The organism is Pseudomonas sp. UBA6562, assembly GCF_002434265.1.
Classification (GTDB): domain Bacteria; phylum Pseudomonadota; class Gammaproteobacteria; order Pseudomonadales; family Pseudomonadaceae; genus Aquipseudomonas.
On record NZ_DJJS01000008.1, the window covers coordinates 93,615 to 117,954 of the forward strand.

At 66.6% G+C, this 24,340-nt stretch carries 14 protein-coding genes; 11 read left to right on the forward strand and 3 right to left on the reverse strand.

All coding sequences use genetic code 11. The features are described from left to right. Positions 1-157: 157 nt before the first annotated feature. On the forward strand, positions 158-556 hold the full coding sequence (locus tag B4M43_RS16225; protein ID WP_296268499.1) for a VOC family protein: 399 nt from the start codon (positions 158-160) through the stop codon (positions 554-556). 185 nt (positions 557-741) lie between these two features. Here the strand turns inward: B4M43_RS16225 and B4M43_RS16230 are convergent, their stop codons facing one another. The 3 genes from B4M43_RS16230 to B4M43_RS16240 all read right to left on the reverse strand — a co-directional run bounded on the left by B4M43_RS16230 (position 742) and on the right by B4M43_RS16240 (position 2,121). Beyond that, the gene (locus B4M43_RS16230) at positions 742-939 is read right to left on the reverse strand and encodes a hypothetical protein (protein WP_296268500.1); all 198 of its coding nucleotides are present in this window, start codon (positions 937-939) and stop codon (positions 742-744) included. Positions 940-1,333: 394 nt separating this feature from the next. Then, positions 1,334-1,705: an SH3 domain-containing protein gene (locus B4M43_RS16235; protein WP_296268501.1), complete on the reverse strand. Its 372-nt coding sequence runs from the start codon at positions 1,703-1,705 to the stop codon at positions 1,334-1,336. 89 nt (positions 1,706-1,794) lie between these two features. Continuing rightward, positions 1,795-2,121, reverse strand: a complete 327-nt coding sequence (locus B4M43_RS16240) for a hypothetical protein (RefSeq protein ID WP_296268502.1) — start codon at positions 2,119-2,121, stop codon at positions 1,795-1,797. 307 nt (positions 2,122-2,428) lie between these two features. On the opposite strand from B4M43_RS16240, the gene B4M43_RS16245 reads away from it, so the two are divergent. From B4M43_RS16245 to glgX, 10 genes are all read left to right on the forward strand, one after another. Then, positions 2,429-4,261 carry an AAA family ATPase gene (locus B4M43_RS16245; protein WP_296268503.1) on the forward strand — a complete coding sequence of 611 codons (1,833 nt, stop codon included), beginning with the start codon at positions 2,429-2,431 and terminating at the stop codon, positions 4,259-4,261. A gap of 2 nt (positions 4,262-4,263) precedes the next feature. After that, positions 4,264-4,908: a 4Fe-4S cluster-binding domain-containing protein gene (locus B4M43_RS16250; protein ID WP_296268504.1), complete on the forward strand. Its 645-nt coding sequence runs from the start codon at positions 4,264-4,266 to the stop codon at positions 4,906-4,908. 15 nt (positions 4,909-4,923) lie between these two features. After that, a complete protein-coding gene (locus tag B4M43_RS16255; protein WP_296268505.1) occupies positions 4,924-11,358 on the forward strand; it encodes an AAA domain-containing protein in 6,435 nt (2,144 codons plus the stop codon). Next, positions 11,355-12,740 carry a hypothetical protein gene (locus B4M43_RS16260; protein WP_296268506.1) on the forward strand — a complete coding sequence of 462 codons (1,386 nt, stop codon included), beginning with the start codon at positions 11,355-11,357 and terminating at the stop codon, positions 12,738-12,740. The genes B4M43_RS16255 and B4M43_RS16260 overlap by 4 nt, the downstream gene beginning before the upstream one ends. Before the next feature lie 529 nt (positions 12,741-13,269). Next, positions 13,270-14,829, forward strand: a complete 1,560-nt coding sequence (gene glgA, locus B4M43_RS16265; RefSeq protein WP_296268507.1) for a glycogen synthase GlgA — start codon at positions 13,270-13,272, stop codon at positions 14,827-14,829. A gap of 15 nt (positions 14,830-14,844) precedes the next feature. Continuing rightward, positions 14,845-16,587, forward strand: a complete 1,743-nt coding sequence (gene treZ / locus B4M43_RS16270) for a malto-oligosyltrehalose trehalohydrolase (RefSeq protein ID WP_296268508.1) — start codon at positions 14,845-14,847, stop codon at positions 16,585-16,587. Beyond that, a complete protein-coding gene (malQ, locus tag B4M43_RS16275) occupies positions 16,584-18,653 on the forward strand; it encodes a 4-alpha-glucanotransferase (protein WP_296268509.1) in 2,070 nt (689 codons plus the stop codon). Before treZ ends, malQ begins: the two co-directional genes overlap by 4 nt. Beyond that, positions 18,650-21,427, forward strand: coding sequence for a malto-oligosyltrehalose synthase (locus B4M43_RS16280; RefSeq protein WP_296268510.1), 2,778 nt, complete (start codon positions 18,650-18,652; stop codon positions 21,425-21,427). Before malQ ends, B4M43_RS16280 begins: the two co-directional genes overlap by 4 nt. A gap of 20 nt (positions 21,428-21,447) precedes the next feature. Next, positions 21,448-21,831, forward strand: coding sequence for a DUF2934 domain-containing protein (locus B4M43_RS16285; protein ID WP_296268511.1), 384 nt, complete (start codon positions 21,448-21,450; stop codon positions 21,829-21,831). A 309-nt stretch (positions 21,832-22,140) separates the two neighbouring features. Continuing rightward, on the forward strand, positions 22,141-24,288 hold the full coding sequence (glgX, locus tag B4M43_RS16290; protein ID WP_296268512.1) for a glycogen debranching protein GlgX: 2,148 nt from the start codon (positions 22,141-22,143) through the stop codon (positions 24,286-24,288). Positions 24,289-24,340 lie beyond the last annotated feature (52 nt).

Below are 24,340 nucleotides of genomic sequence, written 5' to 3' on the forward strand. Positions count from 1 at the left end.
CATTTCATCATCATGCTGAGTCTTTCCCTGCACGTGCCACCACCGTTGCCGCTCGTTTGTTTCTGGCAGCCTGGACGGCCGTCGGCCCCCTCGCCCGGCCGCTTCACAGCGTATAGTTGCCCCATGCAATCACCACCTGATCACGGAGAAACGCCGCATGTTCAGCCACATTCAATTAGGTACGCGCGACCTACCGCGCATGATCGCGTTCTACGATGCCGTTTTGACATGCCTTGGCCTGGAGCGCCTACCGCAAGTCGACGACCAGGGGCCTGAAGGGGCTGGCTGGCAGACGCCTGGCGCCGAATGGCCGCAGTTCTATGTGCAACGGCCCTACGACGGCCAACCTGCCAGCGCAGGCAATGGCACCCAGGTCAGTTTCGCTGCGCAAGGCCCGGATCAAGTCCAGGCCGCATGGGGCACTGCGCTGCGCCACGGCGGCAGCGATGAAGGCGCTCCCGGGCCGCGCCCGCAGTACGGCGCAGGCTTCTACGCCGCTTATTGCAGAGACCCGGAAGGCAATAAGCTGTGTTTCGTATTTTCCCAGGATTGGTGATGGGTCAAAGCCTGCGCAGCACCTGCGCGCACCTTGAGCGAAACGCCTTGGGAGCAACAATCAGGGATGATAAACATAATTTGTACAAATTCTGCGCAATCCAACCAAAGCCTTTGAAGCCAAGCCCTTGAGCGCGTTATCCACAGACCTACCCACGGTTTCTGTGGACAAATTTCCTACCTTACTCAATCGATTTTCAACAAAGCCTGGTTGGCCTGCCTGACCAGTTCGATCCATTCGCGGGTGCTGATGGCGCCCGCCTGTTCGAGCACTTGCGCTTGCAACAGCGCACGTGCGTAGTCGTCTTCGTGGAATGAGGTGTGATCGAGAAAATGCGTGCGCCACCGCCCCATCGCAGCTGCACCTTTGTGGGTTCGCATCATTGCGCGTGCCTCCTTGGATCAGGACGCTGCGCAGGGTACCGCAAGCCGTGTGAACGGATCATGACCTGCCACCCTTGACAGGCCATACACCGCCAACAGCCTGGTCCCGTCCAGGGGCAGGACGGGCCGGGCCGGGCCGGGCACCGACGATCAGGGGGGTGGAATGGTTCCCAGCAGGCCGATACCGATGGTCAGTAGCAGAAATCCTCCAAGAAACCACGCGAGCTTGCCCATTGAAACCTCTCAGTGCGTTAACCAAACGGCCTGGCTGACGAGCGCCGATGCCATGGCGCGCAGCCGGCCCAGCACAGGCCTGGTCGCTCGGCTGGGGTAGCGCTATGGTCGCGCTGCAACTGATACGGTTACAGATTCAGGTTGGCGAAAAAAAAGCAGATCAGAAGGCGTCGACCACTTGCCCGGGCAGCCTCAGCACTTCTGCCGGCAACCAGCCCAGCTCGCCATCGCTTAAACGTTTGCACCAGTACCAGCCGTTCAGCGGGCGCAGCGCCTCGATCAACTGGCCCGGCTCCACATCCAGTTCGTGGGCGCAATACGGCTCTCGGGCACGGCCCTGGCCCACGCCCAGGATCTCGATCAACTGCGCCGGTACCCAGCCGGGCGATTGTCCGGCGCAGGTGCACAGGTACCAGTCTTCCCAGTTTTCGCTGCCCTCGTAGCGCTGGCCAACGCTCAGCAGTTGCCCAGCGTCTAGACGAATGGGTTGGGGGTATTCGCTACGGTGGACTTTGATCACGACGGACTTCATGCGCCACTCCCTGGCTGCGGTGAACCGTCGATGCTAGCAGAGGCCGGCGTCAGAACCTGACGCGCCTGCGCAGGCAGCGTTCGATGCCCTCAGCAGGGGCCGGTGGCCTGTAGGGGAACCTGCCGTACCGTGGGCACGCATGCCAAGGTGGCCAGCTCGACCGCGACCTGCCTGGCCCGCACCACGCCCCAGGCCAAGGCGCGGGTCATCGACTCGCCGGGGCGCGACGCATAGGCTTCTTCGTGCAACGCCAAGCCCGAAGCGCCATACACGCCAAGGAACAGTTGGGTCGCCCCGGTGCGGGAAAGGCGGACTTGTACGTCGAGGCACGTGCCATTGGGCAGGGCTTCGTCATGCCGACGATGGTGCAGCGTGGGATCGGCCCACGACCAGAACGAATCACCACGAATGCGCATGCCAGGCTCCTCCTGAGACTAAAGGCGTATGGATCGATAGCGTTGTGCCAACCCTAGCCCAAGCGAAGCGGGAAGCAAGGTGTTTCGTGCAAATTGTCGGACAATCTTTGCACTGCCCATCACCCGCTTGGTAGACGGTCTTCTGGCATGCCAATCAGCGTGATATGGCTTAAAGCCACTATCGTGGTAGCCTAGCGGGGTCCATACCGTCGAACTACACCCACCGCGTATTTTCCTCACAGCAAAACTGGAAAATACCGCCCCCGCCCCATACCCTGCGCTATCGACCCACGCCGCGAGCACGAACATGTCAGGGATTGTCCATTTCGAACGGCCACGCTGGTTGCGCGACCTCGTGCGCTTTCTGCCCCTCAAGAGTCAATTCGTCCTGACGGGCAACATCCGCGACTTGCAAGCCACGCAGATCGCCCCTGGCGCGGTCACCGCGCAAAGCTTCAACCAGACCTTGTGCAATGCCCTGCTCGATGCCGGTTTCAGCCACGTGCTGCTGTGGAACCCGGTCAGCGGCTTCACCGCCATGCACCGCCCTGGCGCCGACCCGGCCGGCGGCCTGGCCGCCTTGCAGGCCTTGGGCCTCAATGCCGTGGACGGTGTGGCGCCGGCCGGCATCGACCTGCTCGGCGTGACGTTGGAGCGCCTGGTCGCCCAGGGCGGCGAGCCCGTGGCGCTGATCCTCGATTTCGCCTCGCGCCTGGCGGTGCGCAACGACCAGCTCAGCGCCGCCGAGCATCGCCTCTTCACCCAGGCCCTGGTGCTTTCGCACCAGGCGCGCAGCCGCCCTGCCACGGCCGAGCGCAAGCCGTTCTTCAACACCTTGCTGTGGCTGGTGGAGAAAGAAGGCGACCTGCCCGACTGGCTGCTGGTGGACAATCCGCGCCTGCGCCACATCCCGGTCGGCAAACCCGACCAACGCGCACGCCGCGCACTGGCGCCGGCCCTGCTGCGCGGCCTCGTCGGCAGCCAGGGCGCCGAGCCGCAGGCGCTGGACGCGGCCGTCGAGGCTTTCGTGGAAAACACCGAAGGGCTGCTGCTGCTCGACCTCAGCGCCATCGCCCAGCTGGCGCGGGTCGAGAACGTGGACATGACGCAGATCAGCGACGCCGTGCGCCGCTACAAAGTGGGCGTCACCGAAGACCCCTGGTTGAGCCTGGACCGAACGCGCATCCGCAACGCCGACGGCATCGTCCAGCGACGGGTCAAGGGCCAGCGCCACGCGGTCACGCACATGCTCGACATCGTCAAGCGCGCGGTGACCGGCGTGGGCGCCAGCCGCAAGGGCAACCGCCCGCGCGGGGTGGCCTTTCTGGCCGGGCCCACCGGAGTCGGCAAGACCGAGCTGGCCAAGACCATCACCCACCTGCTGTTCGGCGACGAAAGCGCGTACATCCGCTTCGACATGTCGGAATTCAGCGCCGAACACGCCGACCAGCGCTTGATCGGCGCGCCGCCCGGCTACGTCGGTTACGACGTGGGCGGCGAACTGACCAACGCCATCCGCGAGAAACCCTTCAGCGTGGTGCTGTTCGACGAGATCGAAAAGGCCCACCCGCGCATCCTCGACAAGTTCCTGCAGATCCTCGACGACGGCGTGCTCACCTCCGGGCGCGGCGACCGCGTGTACTTTTCCGAAGCGCTGATCGTGTTCACCTCCAACCTGGGCATCTACCGCCAGGGCGAAAACGGCGAGCGGGTCGCCAACGTGCAGCCCCATGAGCCGTTCGAGCAGGTGCAGGGCAAAGTCCACAGCGAGATCGACCGCTATTTCAAGTTGGTGCTCAACCGTCCGGAAATCCTCAACCGGATCGGCGAGAACATCATCGTCTTCGACTTCATCCGCGAAGAGGTGGCCACGCAGATCTTCGAGCAGATGGTCGCGACCACCTTCGCCGACCTGCAAGCCCAGGGCTTCAGCGTCGAATTCGGCGAACCGGCGCGCCAGGCCCTGCACGCCCTGTGCCTGCAAGACCTGGGCAACGGCGGCCGGGGCATCCGCAACCAGCTCGAAGCGCACTTGCTCAACCCGCTGGCGCGGGCGCTGTTCGACCAGGACGTGCAGCCGGGCCAAGCCCTGCGCATCGGCGCCCTGGACGCCGCCGGCCTGACCCTGGAAGCGCGCTGAGCATGCACCTGAGCCTGTCGCGGGTGCATTTTCCCGTCACCACCCTGGGGCCGGGCCAACGTCTGGGCATTTGGTTCCAGGGCTGTAGTCTGCGCTGCCCCGGCTGCATCTCGGCCGACACCTGGGGGCCTGGCAAGCGCCAGGTGAGCCTGGACGCGCTGCTGACGCAGATCGCGCCCTGGCTGGCCCAGGCCGACGGCATCACGGTCTCCGGCGGCGAGCCGTTCGAGCAGTTCGACGCCCTCCTCGCCCTGCTGCGCGCCCTGCGCCAGCGCAGCGCCGGCGACATCCTGGTGTACAGCGGCCACAGCCTGGAAGCGCTGGGCCCGCAACTGGAACAAACCCAGGGGCTGATCGACGGTCTGATCAGCGACCCCTACCAAGAACACAGCGAACAGACCCTCGCCCTGCGCGGCAGCGACAACCAGCGCCTGAGCCTGCTCACGCCGCTCGGCCGGGCCCGCCTGGCCGATTACCAACGCCCCCTGCGCGCCGCCGACAAGGCCTTGGACCTCATGTTCGACGAGGCCGGCAGCGTGTGGATGGCAGGCATCCCGCGACGTGGCGACCTGTTGCGCCTGCGCGACCTGCTGCACAGCCAGGGCCACCAGTTACAGACCAGCGCCCACACGTCGAAGCGGCGCTGAGCGGAGTTCACCGACATGATGCGTTTTTGCCCCAACTGCCACACCGAGCGTGGCCTCGACGAGCTGTTCTGCGCCGGCACCGTGCACGGCCAGCCTTGCGCCTGGGACCTGTCCGCCGAGCCGATCCATGCCGACGGCTGGCGCCCGACCGAGGCCGCGCCGAGCGAGGCTCAGGCGGCCGATATCGGGCACCCGATCGAATCGGCAGCCCCGGCCGATCCGTCGGCCACAGCGCCAGCCAACGGCGCCGGGGGCTCGGCGCCCGCGCTGGCACCGCAGTGCGGCAACGGCCATGCCCTGGAGCCCGGCGACCTGATGTGCCTGACCTGCGGCGCACCGGTGGCAGCCCTCGCCCAGGCGGACCGGGCCCAAGCCGCGAACGCTGAGCCACCCACCTGCGCCCCTGTCGACGAAGACACAGGCGATACACTTGCCAACGACACCCCCAGCGAAGTGGAAGGCTGGCGGTTGGAGCAGGCGATCAGCAACACCGACGGCATCCGCGAGCGCTACCTGGCCGAACACCGCGACAGCGGCCAACGCGCTGTGCTCACCCTCTACCGCCCCGGCGCCGAGCCGGACCCGGCCATCTACGACGTACTGCGCCGCCTGCCCCTGGCCCACGTGCCCGAGTTGTTCGCCACCGGCCGTTGGCAAGGCCGCGCCTTCGAAGTGATCGAGGCGCTGGACGGCGGCAGCCTGGCCGACCTCGGCCCCGTGGTGGTCGACCTCGACAGCGCCAGCCACCTGCTGCGTGAAGTGGGCCAGGCCCTGCACGCCTTCAACGAAGCCGGTCTGCGCCACCGCGACCTGCGCCCGACCAGCCTGCTGGTGCGCAGCCGCGAGCCGCTGGACATGGTCATCAGCGGCTTCGGCTCGGCGCGCCTGTCGGAGTTCGACCTGGACATCGTCTCGCCTCTGGAAACCAGCCGCTACATGGCGCCCGAAGCGGTCGCCGGTGGCGTGGCCGCAGCGTCGGACTGGTGGAGCCTGGGCATGATCCTGCTCGAACAGCTGACCCGCGGTGCCTGCTTCGAAGGCGTGCAGGCCAATGCTTTCCTCATCCATGTGCTGGCCAATGGCGTGCCGCTGCCCGACACCTTGGAGCCGCGCCTGCACCTGCTGCTGCGCGGCCTGCTCGCCCGTGACCGCCACCAGCGCTGGCAGTGGCCACAGGTCGCGGCCTGGCTCGACGGCGCCGAGGTACCGGCCCCGCCTGCCGCCAACGACACCCCGGACGATGGCACCGGCGCGCGCCTGTCGCTCGGCGACCGCCACTACCGCAACGCCCAGGTCTTCGCCCTGGCCGCGGCGCAGGCCGAGCATTGGCCCGAAGCTTTGCAGCACCTGCTGCGCGGGGTGATCGTGACCTGGGCCGAGCAGACCGGCCTGGCGCCCACGGTGCTCGCCGGCCTGCGCCAGGTGGTGCAGCACGAAGGCCTGCACGACGACCTGCGTCTGATGCTCGCGCTGAAGCTGCTCAACCCGGAAATTCCGTTGATCCTGCGCGGCGAGATCGTCACCCCCGGCTGGCTGCTGGAGCATCCGCTGGAGGGCTATGGCCTGATCAGCGGCGAAGTGCCGGAACTGCTCGAACGCCTGCACAGCGACCATTGGCTCAGCCGCCTCAAGACCCGCGCGCAGAACGTGCGCCAGCGCGCCCTGCACCAGCACATCGAACTGGTCGAAGACGACCTGCGCATCTACCTGCTGTCGACCTCGCGGGCCACCCTGGCCAGCCAGTGGGAGGCGCGCCAGCGGCTGTTCCCCGACACCGACCACCCCGGTTTGCAGTCGCTCAGCCAACGCCGGCTGATCGCCGAGGAGGACCTGATCGTGCTGCTCAGCGCGAGCCTGAGCCAGTTCCGTGCCGCCGATGCGATCATCGCCGAAGCCGCCGCATTGGCGCGCGAGCATGAAGTGGGCTGGTTCGACGCGGACACCGCCGCGCAACGCCTGCAACGCCCGCAGGCGGAGCTGATGCGCAGTGTCGACGAACGCATCCAGGGCTTTGCCCGCTGCGGTGTTGAAGCGGTCGACCAGTGGGCCGAACAGTTCCGTCTGGAGCGACGCATGCCTTTGGCCCAGGCCCTGGTGCTGCTGGCGATCGAACCCAGCCAATGGCTGGAGCCGCAGAAACAGCAGTACGTCGCGCAGATCCTGGACTTCTTCGAGAAGAAGGTGGTGAGCGCGGTGATGCGCGGCCCGCTGGTGCGCATGGCCATCGGCAAGACCACGGCCCGCGTCGACCTCAATGAGCTGCACAGCGAGCGGCGCCCTGCCCCGGCCTTGCTCGACCACCTGCTGCAACGCAACGCCCGTGCAGTCAACCTCGACCCGCAGACGCTGCAGCTCGACCCGGGCCTGGCCGCGCGCCTGCACGGCCTGCACCGGCAGAGCGCGCTGTACAAGCGCGACACCGGCATCGACGGGCTGTACCTGGGCTTCCCCTTCCTGCTCAGCCGCGATGCGCGCAGTAACGCGCGGCCTCGCATCGTTCCGGTGCTGCTATGGCCGTTGAGCCTGCAACTGGAAGTGGGCCAACGCGGCCAGGCCGCCCTGGCCTTCGACAGCGAGCGCGAGGAGGTGCGCCTGAACCCGGCGCTGGAAAGCGTGTTGGGCGTCGAGGCGTGCAAGCGTTGGCGCGCCACGGCCGATGAGCTGTTGGGCCGCTCGTCCCTGCGCGCCAGCGACGTGATGGACGCCTTCGGCATGCTCGCCCCAGCCCGCGCGCGCCAGCTCGGCGAACTGCCCAGCCCGTCGGTGCAACTGGCCTCGGACCAGGACGCACTGGCCTGCGCGGCAGTGCTGTTCCACGTCACCTTCATGGGCCAGGCCATCGGCGAAGACTTGCGCCATCTGAAGAGCCTCGCGCCCTCGGGCACGGGTCTGGAAACCGCGCTGCGCCTACGGGCGGCCGAATCCACCGCCGACGAGTTCGCCGAGCCCCAGGCGGTGGGCGAGTTGCACCGTTACTTCACCGTAGCCAGCGACCCGTCCCAGGAAGCGGCGGTGATGCAGGCCCGGCAAGGCCCCGGGCTGCTGGTCGAAGGCCCGCCCGGCACCGGCAAGAGCCAGACCATCGTCAACATGGTGGCCGATGCCATCGGCCGCCAGCGCAGCCTGTTGATCGTCTGCCAGAAGCATGCGGCGCTGGAGGTGGTGCACAAACGCCTGATCGCCGAAGGCCTGGGCCAGCGCGTGGTCATGCTCAACGACATCAACCGCGACCGCGAGCCGGTCATTCGCGGCATCCGCGAGCAACTCGACACCTTGTTCGGCCAAGGCAATCCCAGCGCGCCCTGGCAGCGTCAGCGCCAGCAACTGGCCGCGCGCATCGAAACCCTGGAAGGCGAACTCGACCGCTACCACCAGAGCCTGCACCAGCCAGACCCCGACAGCGGCCTGAGCTACCGGCGCCTGCTCGGCGAACTGATCGAGCTGCAGTCGGGGCCCGAGCCGCTGCACTTCCCGGCCCTGCGCCAGCGCCTGGCCGACCTCGATATCGGTAGCCTGGCGCAGCTGGAGGAGCGTTGCGCCCCGCTGATCGGCCTGTGGCTGCCGGCGCGCTACGAGGGCAGCCCGCTGGCCCGCCTGCAAGCCTTCGCCGCCGACGCCCCCACCCTTGAGGCCTTCGCCGAAACCTTGCAGCGCTTCGGCGAAGTCGAAGCCCAGCGCGACGCGGCCCTGCTGGCGCATCCAGCCAGCTTCGAACTCGACGACCCGGCCCCCTACCGCGCCTGGCTCGCCGCCCATGCCAACACTTTGCTCGGCCTGGACGAGCGCGCCTGCCAGCGCCTGGCGCAATGGCTACCCCTGTTCCGCGAAAGCCCTGGCGACGGCACCTTGCGCGGCGACGCGCTGCTGAACCAACTGCACGCACTGGACGCGGCACTGGCCGCTTTGGAGCAAGGCGCGCACCACGCCGACCTGTCGCCAGCGCTGGGCCAACTCGACGACGCGACCTTCGCCCGTGTGGCCGACGACGCCCGGCGCGTGCACGCCGATCGGGGCTGGCAACGCTGGCTCAACCCGATGCGCTACCTGCGTCGCCGCCGTTTGTACGGCTTTCTCGCCTCCCTCGGCCACGACGACCTCGACACGGCGCTGCCGCCCCTGCTGGACGCCGCGCAGTTGGAGCGTGCCTGGCGCCCTTTGCGCGGGCAATTGCAGACCGTACAGCGCGCCCTCGAACTGCCGCCGGTGCCCGCCGACAGCGGCCCCGACCTGCTGCCCAAGGTGCGCAGCGTGCAACGCCACCTGCACCAGGTGCGGCAACTGGCCGCCGCGTTAGCGCAATCGCCGCGCCCGGCCCAGAGCGATGCCGCCGCACTCAGTGGCGACCCACGCCAGGTGCAGGCGCTGCTGGCCGACGTCGACGCCTCCTTGCTGCGCCAGGGCGTACGCCAGGCCAGCCTGGTGCGCCTCGAGCTGCTGAGCCAGTGGCTGGGCGCCGACCTGCAGGCCGAGCTGGCCGATGCCGTGCGCCACAACCGCAGTACCCAGGTCAGCCTGCAAGCCCTGCAAGACGCGCTGCCGAGCCTTGCCGCCTACCAGCGCTTCCGCGCCCGCGCCACCCTGTTGTCGGAGGCCGAACTGGCGTTGCTGGCCTTGTTGCGCCAACGTCAGGACGCCCTCGACACCATCCCAACCGCACAGCTCGAAGGCACGGTCCGCCGCGTGCTCAACCTGGAAGCCCGCCTCGGCTGGAAGCACCGCATCGAGCAAGCCCACCCCGAGCTGCTGTTCAGCCAGCACGAAGCGCAGGCCAAGATCGCCAGCCTGGCCGAGGCCGACGTACAGATGCGCCTGCTCAACCGCGACCTGCTCGGCCAGGGCATCGATCCCGACCGCCTGGGCAACCGCAAGCAATGGGAAGACCTCACCCGCCTCACCGGCAAGCGTTCGCGGCGCCTGCGCGAGTTCATCGAGCTGGGCAGCCGCATCGGGCTGATGCACCTGCGCCCCGTCTGGCTGATGAACCCGGACGTGGCCAGCCGCGTGCTGCCGCTCCAGGCCGGGCTGTTCGACATGGTGATCTACGACGAAGCCTCGCAGATGCCGGTGGAGTACGCCTTGCCGACGCTGTTCCGCGGCAAGGTCACGGTGGTCAGCGGCGACGAGAAGCAGATGCCGCCCACGGCGTTCTTCTCCAGCCGCATCGAGAGCGACGAAGCGCAGGTGTTCGACGGCGACGAGCCGAACGAGGACACCGACGAAGAACAGCGCGAGGCCTTCGAAGACACCTGGAACCGCCGCGAGATCAAGGACTGCCCGGACCTGCTGCAACTGGCGCGCAACGTGCTGCCCAGCACCACGCTGCAAATCCATTACCGTTCGGCCTACCGCGAGCTGATCGGCTTCTCCAACGCCTCGTTCTACGGCAATCGCCTGAACGTGCCGGTGCGCCATCCGCAGGCCAACATCCAGCGCATCAAGCCATTGGAGCTGATCCAGGTCGAAGGCGTGTACCAGAACCAGAGCAACCCGGCCGAAGCCGAACGGGTGGTCGACTACCTCGCCGGTCTGTGGCAGCAGCCTTTCGCCGCGCGCGAGTCGGTGGGCGTGGTGACCTTCAACCGCAAACAGGCCGAGCTGATCGAAGATTGCCTGGAACTGCGCGCCGAGCAGGACCCGACCTTCCGCGCGGCCTACGCCGAAGAGCGCGAGCGCAGCGAAGACGGCGAGAACATGGCGGTGTTCGTCAAGAACGTCGAAAACGTGCAGGGCGACGAGCGCGACATCATCGTGTTTTCCTCGACCTTCGGCCGCAACGGCCAGGGCACCTTCCGCCGCAACTTCGGCGTGCTCGGGCAGACCGGTGGCGAGCGCCGCTTGAACGTGGCCGTGACGCGGGCACGCCGCAAGGTGGTGATGATCACCTCGATGCCGATCGCCGACATCTCCGACATGCTCAACACCCAGCGTGCCCCGGCCAGCCCGCGCGACTACCTGCAGGGCTACCTGGAATACGCCCGCAGCTTGACCGCCGGGGAGTTCGCCAATGGCGCGCGCCTGCTCGACCGTTTGCAGACCGACCGCAGCAGCCTGCCGGCGCGTGTCCAGGACGGCGTGCGCGACGGCTTCGTGCGCCTGGTGGGCGAGTACATCGCCAGCCTGGGTTGGCAGGCCGCGCCGGCCAGCGAAGGCGATGCCTTCGGCCTGGATTTTGCCATCGAACACCCACTGACCGGTCTATACGCCATCGGCATCGAGTGCGACGCGCCTTGCCACGCCTTGCTGGCCCATGCCCGGGCGCGGGAAATCTGGCGCCCGCGGGTACTGGGCCGGGCCATCGCGCACCTGCACCGGGTGTCGTCGCAGGCCTGGTACCACGACCCCACCGCCGAGCGCGAACGCCTGCGCCTGGCGATCGAAGCAGCCATGGGCAGCACCTTGCCCACGCCCGTCCACGAGGCTCCGGCCTCTTCCACCGAGGTAGCGCCATGAGTGGGCCGAAAGTCGTGCGTATCGTCACCCGCGAGGAAATCCTGGCGATCTGCCAGGGCCATCTGCAACGCCTGGCCCAGGCCATGGCGGACTGGACGGTGCAGGCCACTCGGTTGAGCGGCGTCGACACGGCACAGTTGGCCGCGACCCAGGCCAGGCACGCACGGTTGCAGACGTTGTTGGTCGAGGAACGTTTCAGCGAATTGCAAAAAGCGGTGCCGGAGGAGATCGAGTTCCTGCGCCGCGACCTGCGCGAGCGCGAAGGCCGGGCGATCGAGCAGGCCGCGCAGCAGCGTCAGCGCATGCGTCAGGTGCGTGAGAACGCCCAGGCGCTGCTCAAGGCCCTGGAGGCGAGTCGTCAGCCAGTGGCAGCGCAGGTATTGGAAGCGCTGGCCGGCTTGCGTGACGGTCCTGGCCAGGACGATGCGGATGCCGTGCTGGCGCGGGGCTTCGCAGCGCTGGCGTCTGAGGCTGCCTCCCCGACCACCTTGAGCGAGGCGCAGCAGGCATTGGCGCGACAGCTCAAGGGCGACGCCGAACAGCCCTCCTACGCCCAATGGCTGGCCACGCAGGGGGCAGGCACCGGACGTGACGAGCGCCTGCTGCGTATCGACCGCTACATCGCGCAGTTGCAGCTGTTGCAAGGCGCGCCTGCGGCGCAACCCTTCCTACTCGCCTTGCAGCGCGCCGAGCAGGCGCAGCAACCTGGGCAACGGGCGCTGTTGCTGGACAGCTTGGTGATCGACCTCGCCAGCGCCACCCGCGCCTTCGAGCAGGTGCGCGAGCGGCTGCAACGGGTGCGGGGCCTGGCAGGCGAACTCCATGCGCTGGCCGATTCGACAGCCGAGACCGACGCACTGCGGGCCGCGACCCAGGTGGCATTGCGCACGCAACTGGACGCCTGCGGGCCGGGCGACCGCCTCGCCGACCTGGATGCCTTGATCGCGCAGGCTCAAGCCGCGCTCGACGCACATGCCCAAGCCCTGGCGGCCCAGGCACGCCGCGAGGCGGTGCTGCGCGGCTTGAGCAGCCTGGGCTACGAGGTGCGCGAAGGGATGGCCACGGGCTGGGCGCAGACCGGCCGCGTGGTGTTGCGCAAACCGGCGACGCCGGGGTATGGGGTCGAAGTGGGCGGTCAAGCCGAGGGCGCGCGTTTGCAGGTGCGCGCGGTGGCCTTCGATCCCTCGCGCGACAAGGCCCGCGATCTGGATGTCGAAACCTTGTGGTGCGGCGATTTCCAACGTTTGCAGGCCTTGCTGGGCGAGCAAGGCGACGCCTTGCTGATCGAACAGGCGCGGGCCGTTGGGGAAGTGCCCTTGAAGGAGGTCGCGCAAACGCAGACCCACGCCAGCACCGAAGCGTCGCTGCAACGGCGCCACTGAACCCGTCCGCAGGCGCGCGCCGAGTCCTGCCTCCCCCGTGCCCTGCCCTATGGCGGCAGTCGCGCCATAAGCGTGCAGGCTGCCACTGTGCATGCCACCCCATGGGGCACTTTTGGCCTCGGCCATGACGAACGCCAGCGCTAGCCCGGCAACTTTGCAAAGGGCGCGATCCTTGCAAATGTGCTTGCAGGCCCCACTTTTGTGACCAGCGGGTCACATTTTCTACCGGGTATCTCCTACACTCGAAATCCGGTGCCGTTACCGTTCGGAACTATCGCTCAAAACAGGTAGAACTTTCCGCTCGACGCACCGGTCAGCACTTAAGCAGGCCGCAGTACAGAGACGTTCTTCTCACGGCCCGCCCACCCCACAGCGCATTAACGCTTGCGGCCCGGAAGGCCCAGGCGTTTCCAAGGTTGCACAGAATTCGGGGCATGGATTGCAAGACGCTTCACCCAGTACAGAGAAGAGAGCCAGCACGATGTAACGCGAAGGCCCAGAGGGCCTGAATTTAGGGATGGAGAGTACGATGATCAGCGCCGCTGTCGAGCCACATGCAGACACGTTCAAAACGGAACACCGCGGACCTCAGGTCCCAGGCTTTATCACGGCTGGCAGATCACCCGGCGCCAAGCGCCAGCAGAACCCGAACAAACGCAAAGTACTCTTCGTCACCTCGGAGATCGCCGACCTGGTCAAGACCGGCGGCCTGGGCGATGTGTCCGCGGCCCTGCCGCGCGCCCTCTCCGACCTGCACGACGTGCGCGTGTTGATCCCTGGCTACCCGCAGGTGATGGACAGCGACAACCCGATCCACATCGTCGGCCAACTGGGCGGCCACGCCGCGCTGCCGCCGTGCAAGATCGGCCGGATGGACTTGCCTGACGGGCTGGTCATCTACGTGCTGATCTGCCCCGAGCTGTACCAGCGCGAAGGCACCCCCTATGGCGACAACGACGGTCGCGACTGGGCCGACAACCATATCCGCTTCGCCCGCTTGGGCCTGGCCGCCGCCGAGATCGCCGCAGGCGAAGGCCTGGCGCATTGGACACCGGAACTGGTCCATGCCCACGACTGGCCCGCAGGCCTCGCACCGGCCTACATGCACTGGCGCGGCCTGAGCACCCCGACCCTGTTCACCATCCACAACCTGGCCTATCAGGGTGTGTACAGCCTGGCCTGCTGCCCGGAGCTCGCGATCCCCGAGCATGCCCTGCAACAGGAAGGCATGGAGTTCTACGGCAAGCTGTCGTTCCTCAAGGCGGGCCTGGCCTACTCCAGCCACATCACCACCGTCAGCGCCACCTACGCTCAGGAAATCACCACGCCGGCGTTCGGCTGCGGTCTGGACGGCTTCCTCGCCAGCAAAGCCCAGCAAGGGCTGCTCAGCGGCATTCCCAACGGCATCGACGAAAGCTGGGATTCGGCCACCGACGAGCACCTTCAGCACAACTTCAGCCTCAACGACTGGGAAGGCAAGGCGCGCAACACCCAGGAAGTGCGCCGCTTGTTTGGCCTGGATGACAGCGAAGGCCCACTGTTCGCCGTGGTCTCGCGCCTGGTTTACCAGAAAGGCCTGGACCTGACGTTGGCAGTGGCCGAGTTCATCGTCGAGCAAGGTGGTCAGATCGCGATCATCGGCCGCGGCGAGCCTGCCGAAGAGCAAGCCATGCGCGAACTCGCACTGCGCCACCCCGGCCGCATCGGCGTGCGCATCGGCTTCAACGAAACCGATGCGCGACGCATGTTCGCCGGCAGCGACTTCCTGCTCATGCCCTCGCGCTACGAGCCGTGCGGCCTGAGCCAGATGTACGCGCAACGCTTCGGTTCTTTGCCGGTGGCACGTAACACGGGCGGTTTGGCCGACACCATCGAAAACGGCGTGACCGGTTTCCTGTTCGACGAATCCACGCCAGAAAGCTATCGCGAGGCGCTGAGCCGTGCCTTCTACGTCTACAGCCAGCCGGACCTGCTCAACGCCATGCGCTGCCTGTCGATGACCCAACCGTTCAACTGGTACCAGGCGGTGACCCCATACGCCCGGCTGTTCGAAGACCTCGTCAAACAGGCACACGTCGCCCACTACTGATCCGGAGATTCGAAGATGCACAGACATGGCGCACACTTGCTGGACGCCACGTCCGCGCGCTTCGCCCTCTGGGCGCCAGACGCGCGTCACGTGAACGTAGTGCTCGAAGGGCAAGCGCCTTTCGAGCTCACACCCCAAGAAGATGGCTGGTTTGCAGGCACTGTGCCGTGCACCGCCGGTCAGCACTACCGCTACCAGATCGACAATGATTTGACCGTCGCCGACCCGGCGTCGCGTTACCAGCCAGAAGGCGTGACCGGCCCCAGCGCGATCGTCGACAACCAGGCCTACCACTGGCAGCACCCCTACCCCAACCGTTCTTGGCACACCGCCGTCATCCAGGAAGTCCATGTGGGCGTGCTGGGTGGCTATCGGGGCGTGGGCGAGCAGTTGGAACGCTTGGCCAAGCTCGGCATCACCGCCATCGAGCTGATGCCGCTCGGTCAGTTCCCCGGTAATCGAAACTGGGGCTACGACGGCGTGCTGCCTTTCGCCGCCCAGCACAGCTACGGCACGCCCGACGAGCTGCGCGCGCTGGTGGACAAGGCCCACGGCCTGGGCATCAGCGTCATGGTCGATGTGGTCTACAACCATTTCGGCCCCGACGGCAACTTCCTGCACGAATACGCCGGCGCCTTCTTCAACGAAGCCAAGAAAACCCCGTGGGGTGCGGCCATCGATTTCCGGCAGCCGGCGGTCCGCGAGTTCTTCATCCAGAACGCCCTGATGTGGTTGCAGGATTACCGCATCGACGGTCTGCGCCTGGATGCGGTCCACGCCATCGACTCACCGGATTTTCTCAAGGAATTGGCCGAACGGGTACGCAACGAAACCCAGGGCGACCGCCAGGTGTGGCTGGTGCTGGAAAACGAGCACAACCAGGCGTTCCTGCTCGAAGAGCACTTCGATGCGCAGTGGAACGACGACGGCCACAACGCCTTGCATGTGCTGCTCACCGACGAGACCGAGGGCTATTACGCCGACTACAAAGACGCGCCCACCCAACAGCTGGCCCGCTGTCTGTCCGAAGGTTTCGTGTTCCAGGGCCAGGCCAACCGCCATGGCGAACCCCGTGGCGAACCGAGCGGCCATCTGCGGCCCAGCGCCTTCGTGCTGTTCCTGCAAAACCACGACCAGATCGGCAACCGCGCCTTGGGCGAGCGTCTGACCCGGCTGGCCCCGCCCGCCGCATTGCGCGCTGCCACCGGCCTGCTGCTGCTCTCGCCGATGATCCCGCTGCTGTTCATGGGCGACGAACAGGGCAGCCGGGCGCCGTTTCTGTTCTTCACCGACTTCCACGACGAACTGGCCGATGCAGTGCGCGAGGGCCGACGGGGTGAGTTCGAACATTTCGCCGCCTTCTCGAACCCGGAAACGCGGGAAAAAATTCCCGACCCCAATGCGCTAGGCACATTCCAAGCCTCCAACCCCGCCGGCCAGGACGTCATCGCCGGCTGGCCCGGGCTGTACCAGCAGCTGCTGGAACTGCGCCATCGCCTGATCGTGCCGCATCTGCAAGGCACCACCTCGCTCGGCTGCAGCGTACTGGCCGACAAGGCCGTCAGTGCGCGCTGGCGTCTGGGTAGTGGTCAGGAGCTGCGCATCGACCTCAATCTGGGCAAGCACCCTGTGGCGGTCGAGCTGCCCGGCCCGGCCATGCGCCTGTTCGACAGCGGCGACACCACGCATCCCGATTCCTCGCTGGCAGCCCACAGCTGCGTCGTCAGCTTGATCCCCACCGCTTCGGAGACCGCATGAGCGACCACGCCCTGCATCAATTGGCCGCACGGGTCGGCATCGCCCGGGACTGGACCGATGCCAACGACCGCCCCCAGCAAGTCAGCGACGAGGTGCTGCGCGGTGTGCTCAGCGCCCTGGGGCATCCGGCGCAAGATACCGCCGAAGTGAACGAAAGCCTGGCTGCGCTGGAACGCCAACAAGACCTTCAGGAACTGCCCAAGCTGCTCACGAGTGAAGTCGGCCATGCCTTGCCGTTGCAGCCCTGGTTTCCGGCCGGTAGTACGGCACGCTGCACCGACGAAAGCGGCAATGTCCGCGAGTGCACCTTGGGCGATCAGGCCGAGCTGCCAAGCGACTTGCCACTGGGTTACCACCAGGTCGAGGTCGACGGCCGCTCCCTGACCGTGGCCGTCGCGCCTGCGCGCTGCTACAGCCTGGACGACGCTGTCGAAGAGGCCCCTGCTCGCTGCTGGGGCCTGGCGGCTCAGCTGTATAGCCTGCGCCGCCCAGGCGACGGCGGCTATGGCGACTGCCTGGCGCTCGAACAACTGGCGCGCAGCGCCGCCGAGCGCGGCGCCGACGCGTTGGCGATCAGCCCGATCCATGCGTTGTCGGCCTTCGAGCAGGAGCACTACAGCCCCTATTCCCCTTCCAGCCGCCTGCTGCTCAACACCCTCTATGCCAGCCCCGCCGCCTTGCTGGGCGAACGAGAGGTGCGCGCTGCCATCGAAGCCGAGGGCTTGGCGGACGCCTTGCACGATCTGGAACAGCAGCCTTTGGTCGACTGGCCCCGCGCGGCCGAAATGCGCCAGCGCCTGTTGCAGGCGTTGTACAAGGATTTCAGCCAAGGCCAGCACCCACTGCGGGCCGACTTCGACAGTTTCCGCGCCGCCGGTGGCGAGGCTTTGGAACACCACTGCCGCTTCGAAGTGCTGCAAGCCGAAGCGGTCGACCAAGGCCTGGGTGCCGACTGGCGGCGCTGGCCGAAAGCCTGGCACGACCCCTACCACCCCGAAGTCGAGGCCTTCGCCGACACCTATCCGGCGCGGGTAGAGTTCCAGGCGTTCTGCCAATGGCTGGCCGACCGCAGCCTGCAACGCGCCCAGCAAGCGGCGCGCACCAACGGCATGAAGGTCGGCCTGATCGCCGACCTCGCGGTAGGCGCCGACGGCGCCGGCAGCCAGGCCTGGAGCCGACAGGACGAGCTGCTCGCGGACCTCACCGTCGGTGCCCCGCCCGACATCATCAACCGCTCCGGACAGGACTGGGGCATCTGCGGCTTCTCGCCCGAGGGCCTGAAACGCAACGGTTTCCGCGCATTCATCGAGATGCTGCGCGCCAACCTGGCCCACGCCGGCGGCCTGCGCATCGACCATGTGATGGGCCTGCGCCGGCTGTGGTTGATTCCACGCGGGGCTTCGCCGCGCGAAGGCGCCTACGTGCACTACCCGTTCGAGGACATGCTGCGCCTGCTGGCCCTGGAATCGGTGCGCCACCAGGCGATCATGCTCGGCGAAGACCTGGGTACGGTGCCGGACGGCCTGCGTGAGCAACTGGCCGCCAAGGCCGTGTTGGGCATGCGCGTGCTGCCCTTCGAACAGAACGGCCCCGGCCGCTTCACCGCGCAGCAGGATTGGCCGGACAACGCGCTGGCCACCACCGGCACCCATGACCTGGCACCGCTGGCCGGCTGGCTGCAAAGCCGTGACATCGACTGGCAAAGCCGCCTGGAATTGATCGACAAGGACGCCGAAGCGCAGTGGCGCGAAGACCGCGCCAAGGAATGCGCAGGTCTGCGCCACTTGCTGGAAGCCGAGTACGGCCCGCTGGCCGATGACAGAGCCCTGATCGACGCCGCTATCCAGTTCGTCGGCGAAACCCGCGCACCACTGGTGTTGCTGCCGCTCGAAGACCTGCTCGGCGTCGACGAACAACCCAACCTGCCCGGCACCACCGAAGGCCACCCCAACTGGCGCCGGCGCTTTGCCCTGCCGACCGAACAACTGCTGGACGATGATGACGCCTTCCGGCGTCTGCAACTGCTGGCGAAGGCCCGCAACAATGCGTGGGAGCGCGACCGATGAAGCCCTTGACTGCGACCGTACGCCTGCAATTTCACAGTGATTTCACCCTCGACCACGCCGTACCCCTGGTGCCCTACTTTGCTCAACTGGGCATCAGCCACCTCTACGCCTCCCCCATCCTCAAGGCCCGCGCCGGTTCCCGGCACGGCTACGACGTGGTCGACCCGACCCAGGTCAACCCGGAATTGGGCGGCGAAGCGGCACTGGAACGGCTGGTGGCGGCCATGCGCCAACACGGCATGGGCCTGATCCTCGACACCGTGTCCAACCACATGGCCGTCGGCGGCGCCGACAACCCCTGGTGGCAGAGCCTGCTGGCCTGGGGCCGCCGCAGCCCCTATGCCGAGTTCTTCGACATCCAGTGGAATTCCAACGACCCGCTGCTGGCCGGGCAACTGCTCTTGCCGTTCCTGGGCAACGACTATGGCGTAGCCCTCAAGGAAGGCGAACTGCCACTGACCTTCGACGCCGAACATGGCCGTCTGGAAGTGGCGCACCACGAACACCGTTTCCCGATCTGCCCGCTCGACTACGGCCAGGTGCTCAAGCACAGCGAAGTCAGCGAACTGCAAGCCCTGGCCGAGCGCTTCGACGCCCTGCGCCAGGCGCAAGATCCGCTCGAGGCGGCCAAGCCGCTGCAGGCCGAGTTGTCGCAGCTGCATGCCGACGGCGCGCGTCTGGACCCTGTGCTGCGCCTGTTCGATGCGCGCAGCGAAGCCGGCTTGCAGCGCCTGCACGCGCTGCTGGAGCGCCAGTCCTACCGCCTGGCCAGCTGGCGCACCGCCGCCGACGACATCAACTGGCGGCGCTTCTTCGACATCAACGAACTAGGCGGCCTGCGCGTCGAACGCGCCAGCGTGTTCGAAGCCACCCACGCCAAACTGTTCGAGCTGATCGAGCGCGGGCTGGTGGACGGTCTGCGCATCGACCACATCGACGGCCTGGCCGACCCTCGTGGCTATTGCCGCAAGCTGCGCCGCCGGGTCAACGGCCTGCTCGCCGCGCGCCCCGTGCAAACGGCGGTCGAGCACTTCCCCATCTACGTGGAGAAGATCCTCGGCACCGGCGAACACCTGCACCGCGACTGGAACACCGACGGTACCACCGGCTACGAATTCATGAACCAGGTGTCGCTGGCCCAGCACGACCCGGCTGGCGAAGCGCCCTTGACCGAGCTGTGGCAGCGCGTCAGCGAACGCCCCGAATTTCCCGAGGAAGTGCGCCAGGCGCGCCGTCTGGTGCTCAACGCAAGCCTTGCCGGCGACTTCGAATCGGTCGCCCAGGCGCTGCTGCAAGTCGCCCGCAACGACCTGATGACCCGCGACCTCACCCTGGGTGCCATCCGCCGCGGGGTGCAGGCGCTGGTCGAGCATTACTCGGTGTACCGCACCTACATAAACGCCTGCGGCCGTCCGAGCGAAGACGAGGCGTTCTTCCAGCAAGCACTGAACGACGCGCGCCAGACGCTGCCCGAAGCCGACTGGCCAGTACTCGGCCACCTCGAACAGTGGCTTGGCGGCCAGCGCTGGCGTTCGCTGCCAGTGGGCAAGGCGCGCAAGCAACTGCGCCATGCCTGTGTGCGCTTCCAGCAACTGACTGCACCGAGCGCCGCCAAGGCCGTGGAAGACACCGCCTTCTACCGCTCCGCGCGCCTGCTTTCGCGCAACGACGTGGGCTTCGAAGCCGAACGCTTCAGCGCGCCGATCGACGAGTTCCACGAAGAAGCCCAGCGCCGGCTGCGCGACTTCCCCGACAACCTGCTGGCCACCGCCACCCACGACCACAAACGCGGCGAAGACGTACGCGCACGCCTGGCCGTACTCAGCGAGCGCGGCCCTTGGTTGGCCGAGCGGATCGAACACTGGCGCGAACTCGCCAGCGGGCTGCGCAAGGAAGATGCCGAAGGCCCAGTGCCGAGCCCGGGCGACGAGATGATGCTGTTCCAATTGCTGTTGGGCAGCTGGCCTCTGGACCTGGACCTGGACGACAGCACGGCGGTGTCGAGCTACATCGAGCGCATCCAGCAGTGGCAGCAGAAGGCCCTGCGCGAAGCCAAGCTGCGCAGCAGCTGGAACGCGCCCAACGAAGACTACGAGAAGGTCTGCACCGGCTACACCGAACAGTTGCTGCAAGGCCGTGACCATGGCGAGTTGCGCCAGTCGCTGGAAAGCGCTGCGCAGGCCATCGCCAGCCCGGGCGCCCTCAACGGCCTGACGCAGACCCTGCTGCGCATGACCGTGCCCGGCATCCCGGACCTGTACCAGGGCAACGAATATTGGGACCTGACCTTGGTCGACCCCGACAACCGTCGCCCGGTGGACTACGCCGCCCGCCGTGCCAGCCTGGACGACAGCGCCGCGCTGTCCGAACTGGTCGCGCACTGGCGCGACGGGCGTATCAAGCAAGCGCTGATCGCGCGCGTGCTCGATTGCCGTCGCGCGTACCCCGAGCTGTTCCGCCGCGGCGAGTACCAGCCGCTGCCGGTCGAAGGCAAGCACGCCGACAAGGTCATGGCCTTCGCCCGCATCGGTGAAGGCGAGCGCGCCGTCGTGGTGCTGCCGCGTCTGGCGGCGGGCCTGTTGGGCGAACACGCCGACACGCCGTTGATCCCTGCCCATGCCTGGGAAGATACGCGGGTGATTCTGCCGTTCGCCTTGTCTTCCACCACTTGCTCGGGACTTTTCGGAAACAGCGCTGTCAGCCCTACTAAGGAGCTGAAGTTGAGCGCCGTTCTAGCCGAGTTTCCGGTCAATCTGTTGATCGAACATGATTAAGCGCAGCCAGGAGCATCGTGATGAGTGTTGAAGACAAACGTATCCGCGAGTTCGCCTACCAGATCTGGGAGTCCGAGGGCAAACCCGACGGCGAAGACGAGCGTCACTGGAAGATGGCCCGCAAGCTGGCAGAAGCCGAGGCGGTAGCGCCCAAGGCCAAGCCGCGCAAGGGCGCCAGTGTCAAAGGTAAGGCCGCTGCCGACGTGGACAAGGCCCCAAAGGCCTCGGACAAGGCCGCTAGCGTCGCCAAGAGCGCTGCCCTGCCAGGTGCCGAAAGTACAGTTTCCGGCAAGGCACCTGCGGCAAAATCGTCGGCTGCCAAGTCTTCGGCCAGCAAACCTGCCCCTGCGAAAGCGCCAGCTGCAAAGAAACCCCGCGCAGCGAAGAAACCTTCTGCCGGGTGATCGCCCGACAGTCCCCGGCAATGCACGCAACGTCGCACAGCGGCGGTCAGGCCAAGCGGTAAACAGGTCAGGAGCGACAGGAGTCGCGTTTCATCGCCAGGACGATACGCCTGGCCTGTTCACCCCCCAGCACGATCATCTCCCGCACGTTCCGTGCAAAGCCAAGCGGTGCCGGTCCACGGTCCCGCCTCGCGATACCCCGGTGTAGGCATCACCCGCGAAACGGTTCGACTCCCTGGAGAACGGACCGGTTGGCGTGGAGGCCAGTAGCGCTGCCCCGTCACTTTTTTTGGCCATCCGAGACCTGACATGACCCAACGTACTCCGAAGAAAAACCGCTCCGTCGCCCCTTCGCGCATTCGTGAAGGCATGCCCTTTCCGCTCGGTGCCACCTGGGACGGCCTAGGCGTCAACTTCGCCCTGTTCTCTGCCAATGCCACCAAGGTCGAGCTGTGCATCTTCGACTCGACCGGCGAAAACGAACTCGAGCGCATCGAACTGCCCGAATACACCGACGAGATCTACCACGGCTACCTGGCCGACGCCCATCCGGGCATGGTCTACGGCTACCGCGTGTATGGCCCGTACGAGCCGCAGAACGGCCACCGCTTCAACCACAACAAACTGTTGATCGACCCCTACGCCAAGCAATTGGTCGGCGAGTTGAAATGGGACCCGGCCCTGTTCGGCTATGTCCTGGGCGAGGAAGACACCACCTTCGACGAACGCGACAGCGCGCCTTTCGTGCCCAAGTGCAAGGTCATCGACCCGGCCTTCACCTGGGGCCGCGACGAGCGCGTGCAGGTGCCGTGGGAAAGCACCGTGTTCTACGAAGCCCACACCCGTGGCATCAGCATGCAGCACCCCTCGGTGCCCGAGAAACTGCGCGGCACCTTCGGCGGCCTGGCCAACGACGACCTGCTCAAGCACATCAAGGACCTGGGCGTCTCCAGCATCGAACTGCTGCCGATCCACGCCTTCGTCAACGACCAGCACCTGCTCGACAAGGGCCTGAACAACTACTGGGGCTACAACACCATCGCCTTCTTCGCCCCGCACCCGACGTACCTTGCCAACGGCAAGATCGCCGAGTTCAAGGAGATGGTCGCGCACCTGCACAACAAAGGCCTGGAGCTGATCCTCGACGTGGTCTACAACCACACCGCCGAAGGCAACGAGAAGGGCCCGACCCTGTCCATGCGCGGGATCGACAACGCCTCGTACTACCGCCTGATGCCCGACGACAAGCGCTACTACATCAACGACTCGGGCACCGGCAACACCCTCGACCTCAGCCACCCGTGCGTGCTGCAACTGGTCACCGATTCGCTGCGCTACTGGGCCGGCGAAATGCACGTCGACGGCTTCCGCTTCGACCTGGCGACCATCCTCGGCCGCTACCATGACGGTTACGACGAACGCCACAGCTTCCTCGTGGCCTGCCGCCAGGACCCGCTGCTGAGCCAGGTCAAACTGATCGCCGAACCTTGGGACTGCGGCCCGGGCGGCTACCAGGTGGGCAACTTCGCGCCGGGCTGGGCCGAGTGGAACGACAAGTTCCGCGACACCGTGCGCTCGTTCTGGAAAGGCGACGAAGGCCAGCTCGCCGATTTCGCCGCACGCATCACCGCTTCCGGCGACCTGTTCAACAACCGCGGTCGTCGTCCGTACGCCTCGGTCAACTTCATTACCGCCCACGACGGCTTCACCTTGCGCGACCTGGTGTCGTACAACGAGAAGCACAACGAGGCCAACGAAGAGAACAACCAGGACGGCAGCAGCAACAACATGTCCTGGAACTGCGGCGAAGAAGGCCCGACCGAGAACCCGGAAATCAAAGAACTGCGCATGCGTCAGATGCGCAACTTCTTCGCTACCTTGCTGCTGTCCCAGGGCACGCCGATGATCGTCGCCGGTGACGAGTTCAGCCGCACCCAGCACGGCAACAACAACGCCTATTGCCAAGACAGCGAAATCGGCTGGATCAACTGGGATCTGGACGAAGAAGGCCAAGACTTGTTGGCGTTCGTCAAGCGTCTCAACCGCGTGCGCATCACCTATCCGGTACTGCGCCGTTCCCGCTTCCTGGTCGGCGACTACAACGAGGCGCTCGGGGTCAAGGACGCCACCTGGTTGGCGCCCGACGGCAATGAGATGAGCGTCGAGCAGTGGGAAGATGCCAACGGCCGTTGCGTAGGCTTGCTGATGGACGGCCGTGCGCAGGTCAGCGGTATCGAACGTCCGGGCGATGACGCCACGGTGCTGTTGATCGTCAACGCGCACCACGACACCGTCAACTTCAAGCTGCCTTCGGTACCGCAGGGCGAGCATTGGACCTGCCTGATCGATACCGACCAGCCGAAGCTGCGCAAGGGCAAGCCGCTGCAGTTCGACACCGAGTACGAAGTGACGGGCCGTTCGCTGGTGCTGTTCGCCTTGCAGCGCGAGGAAGACTGAACCCTGTAGGGGCGGTCAGGTCCGAATCTGTACCTGCCCGCCCCTACGGCAG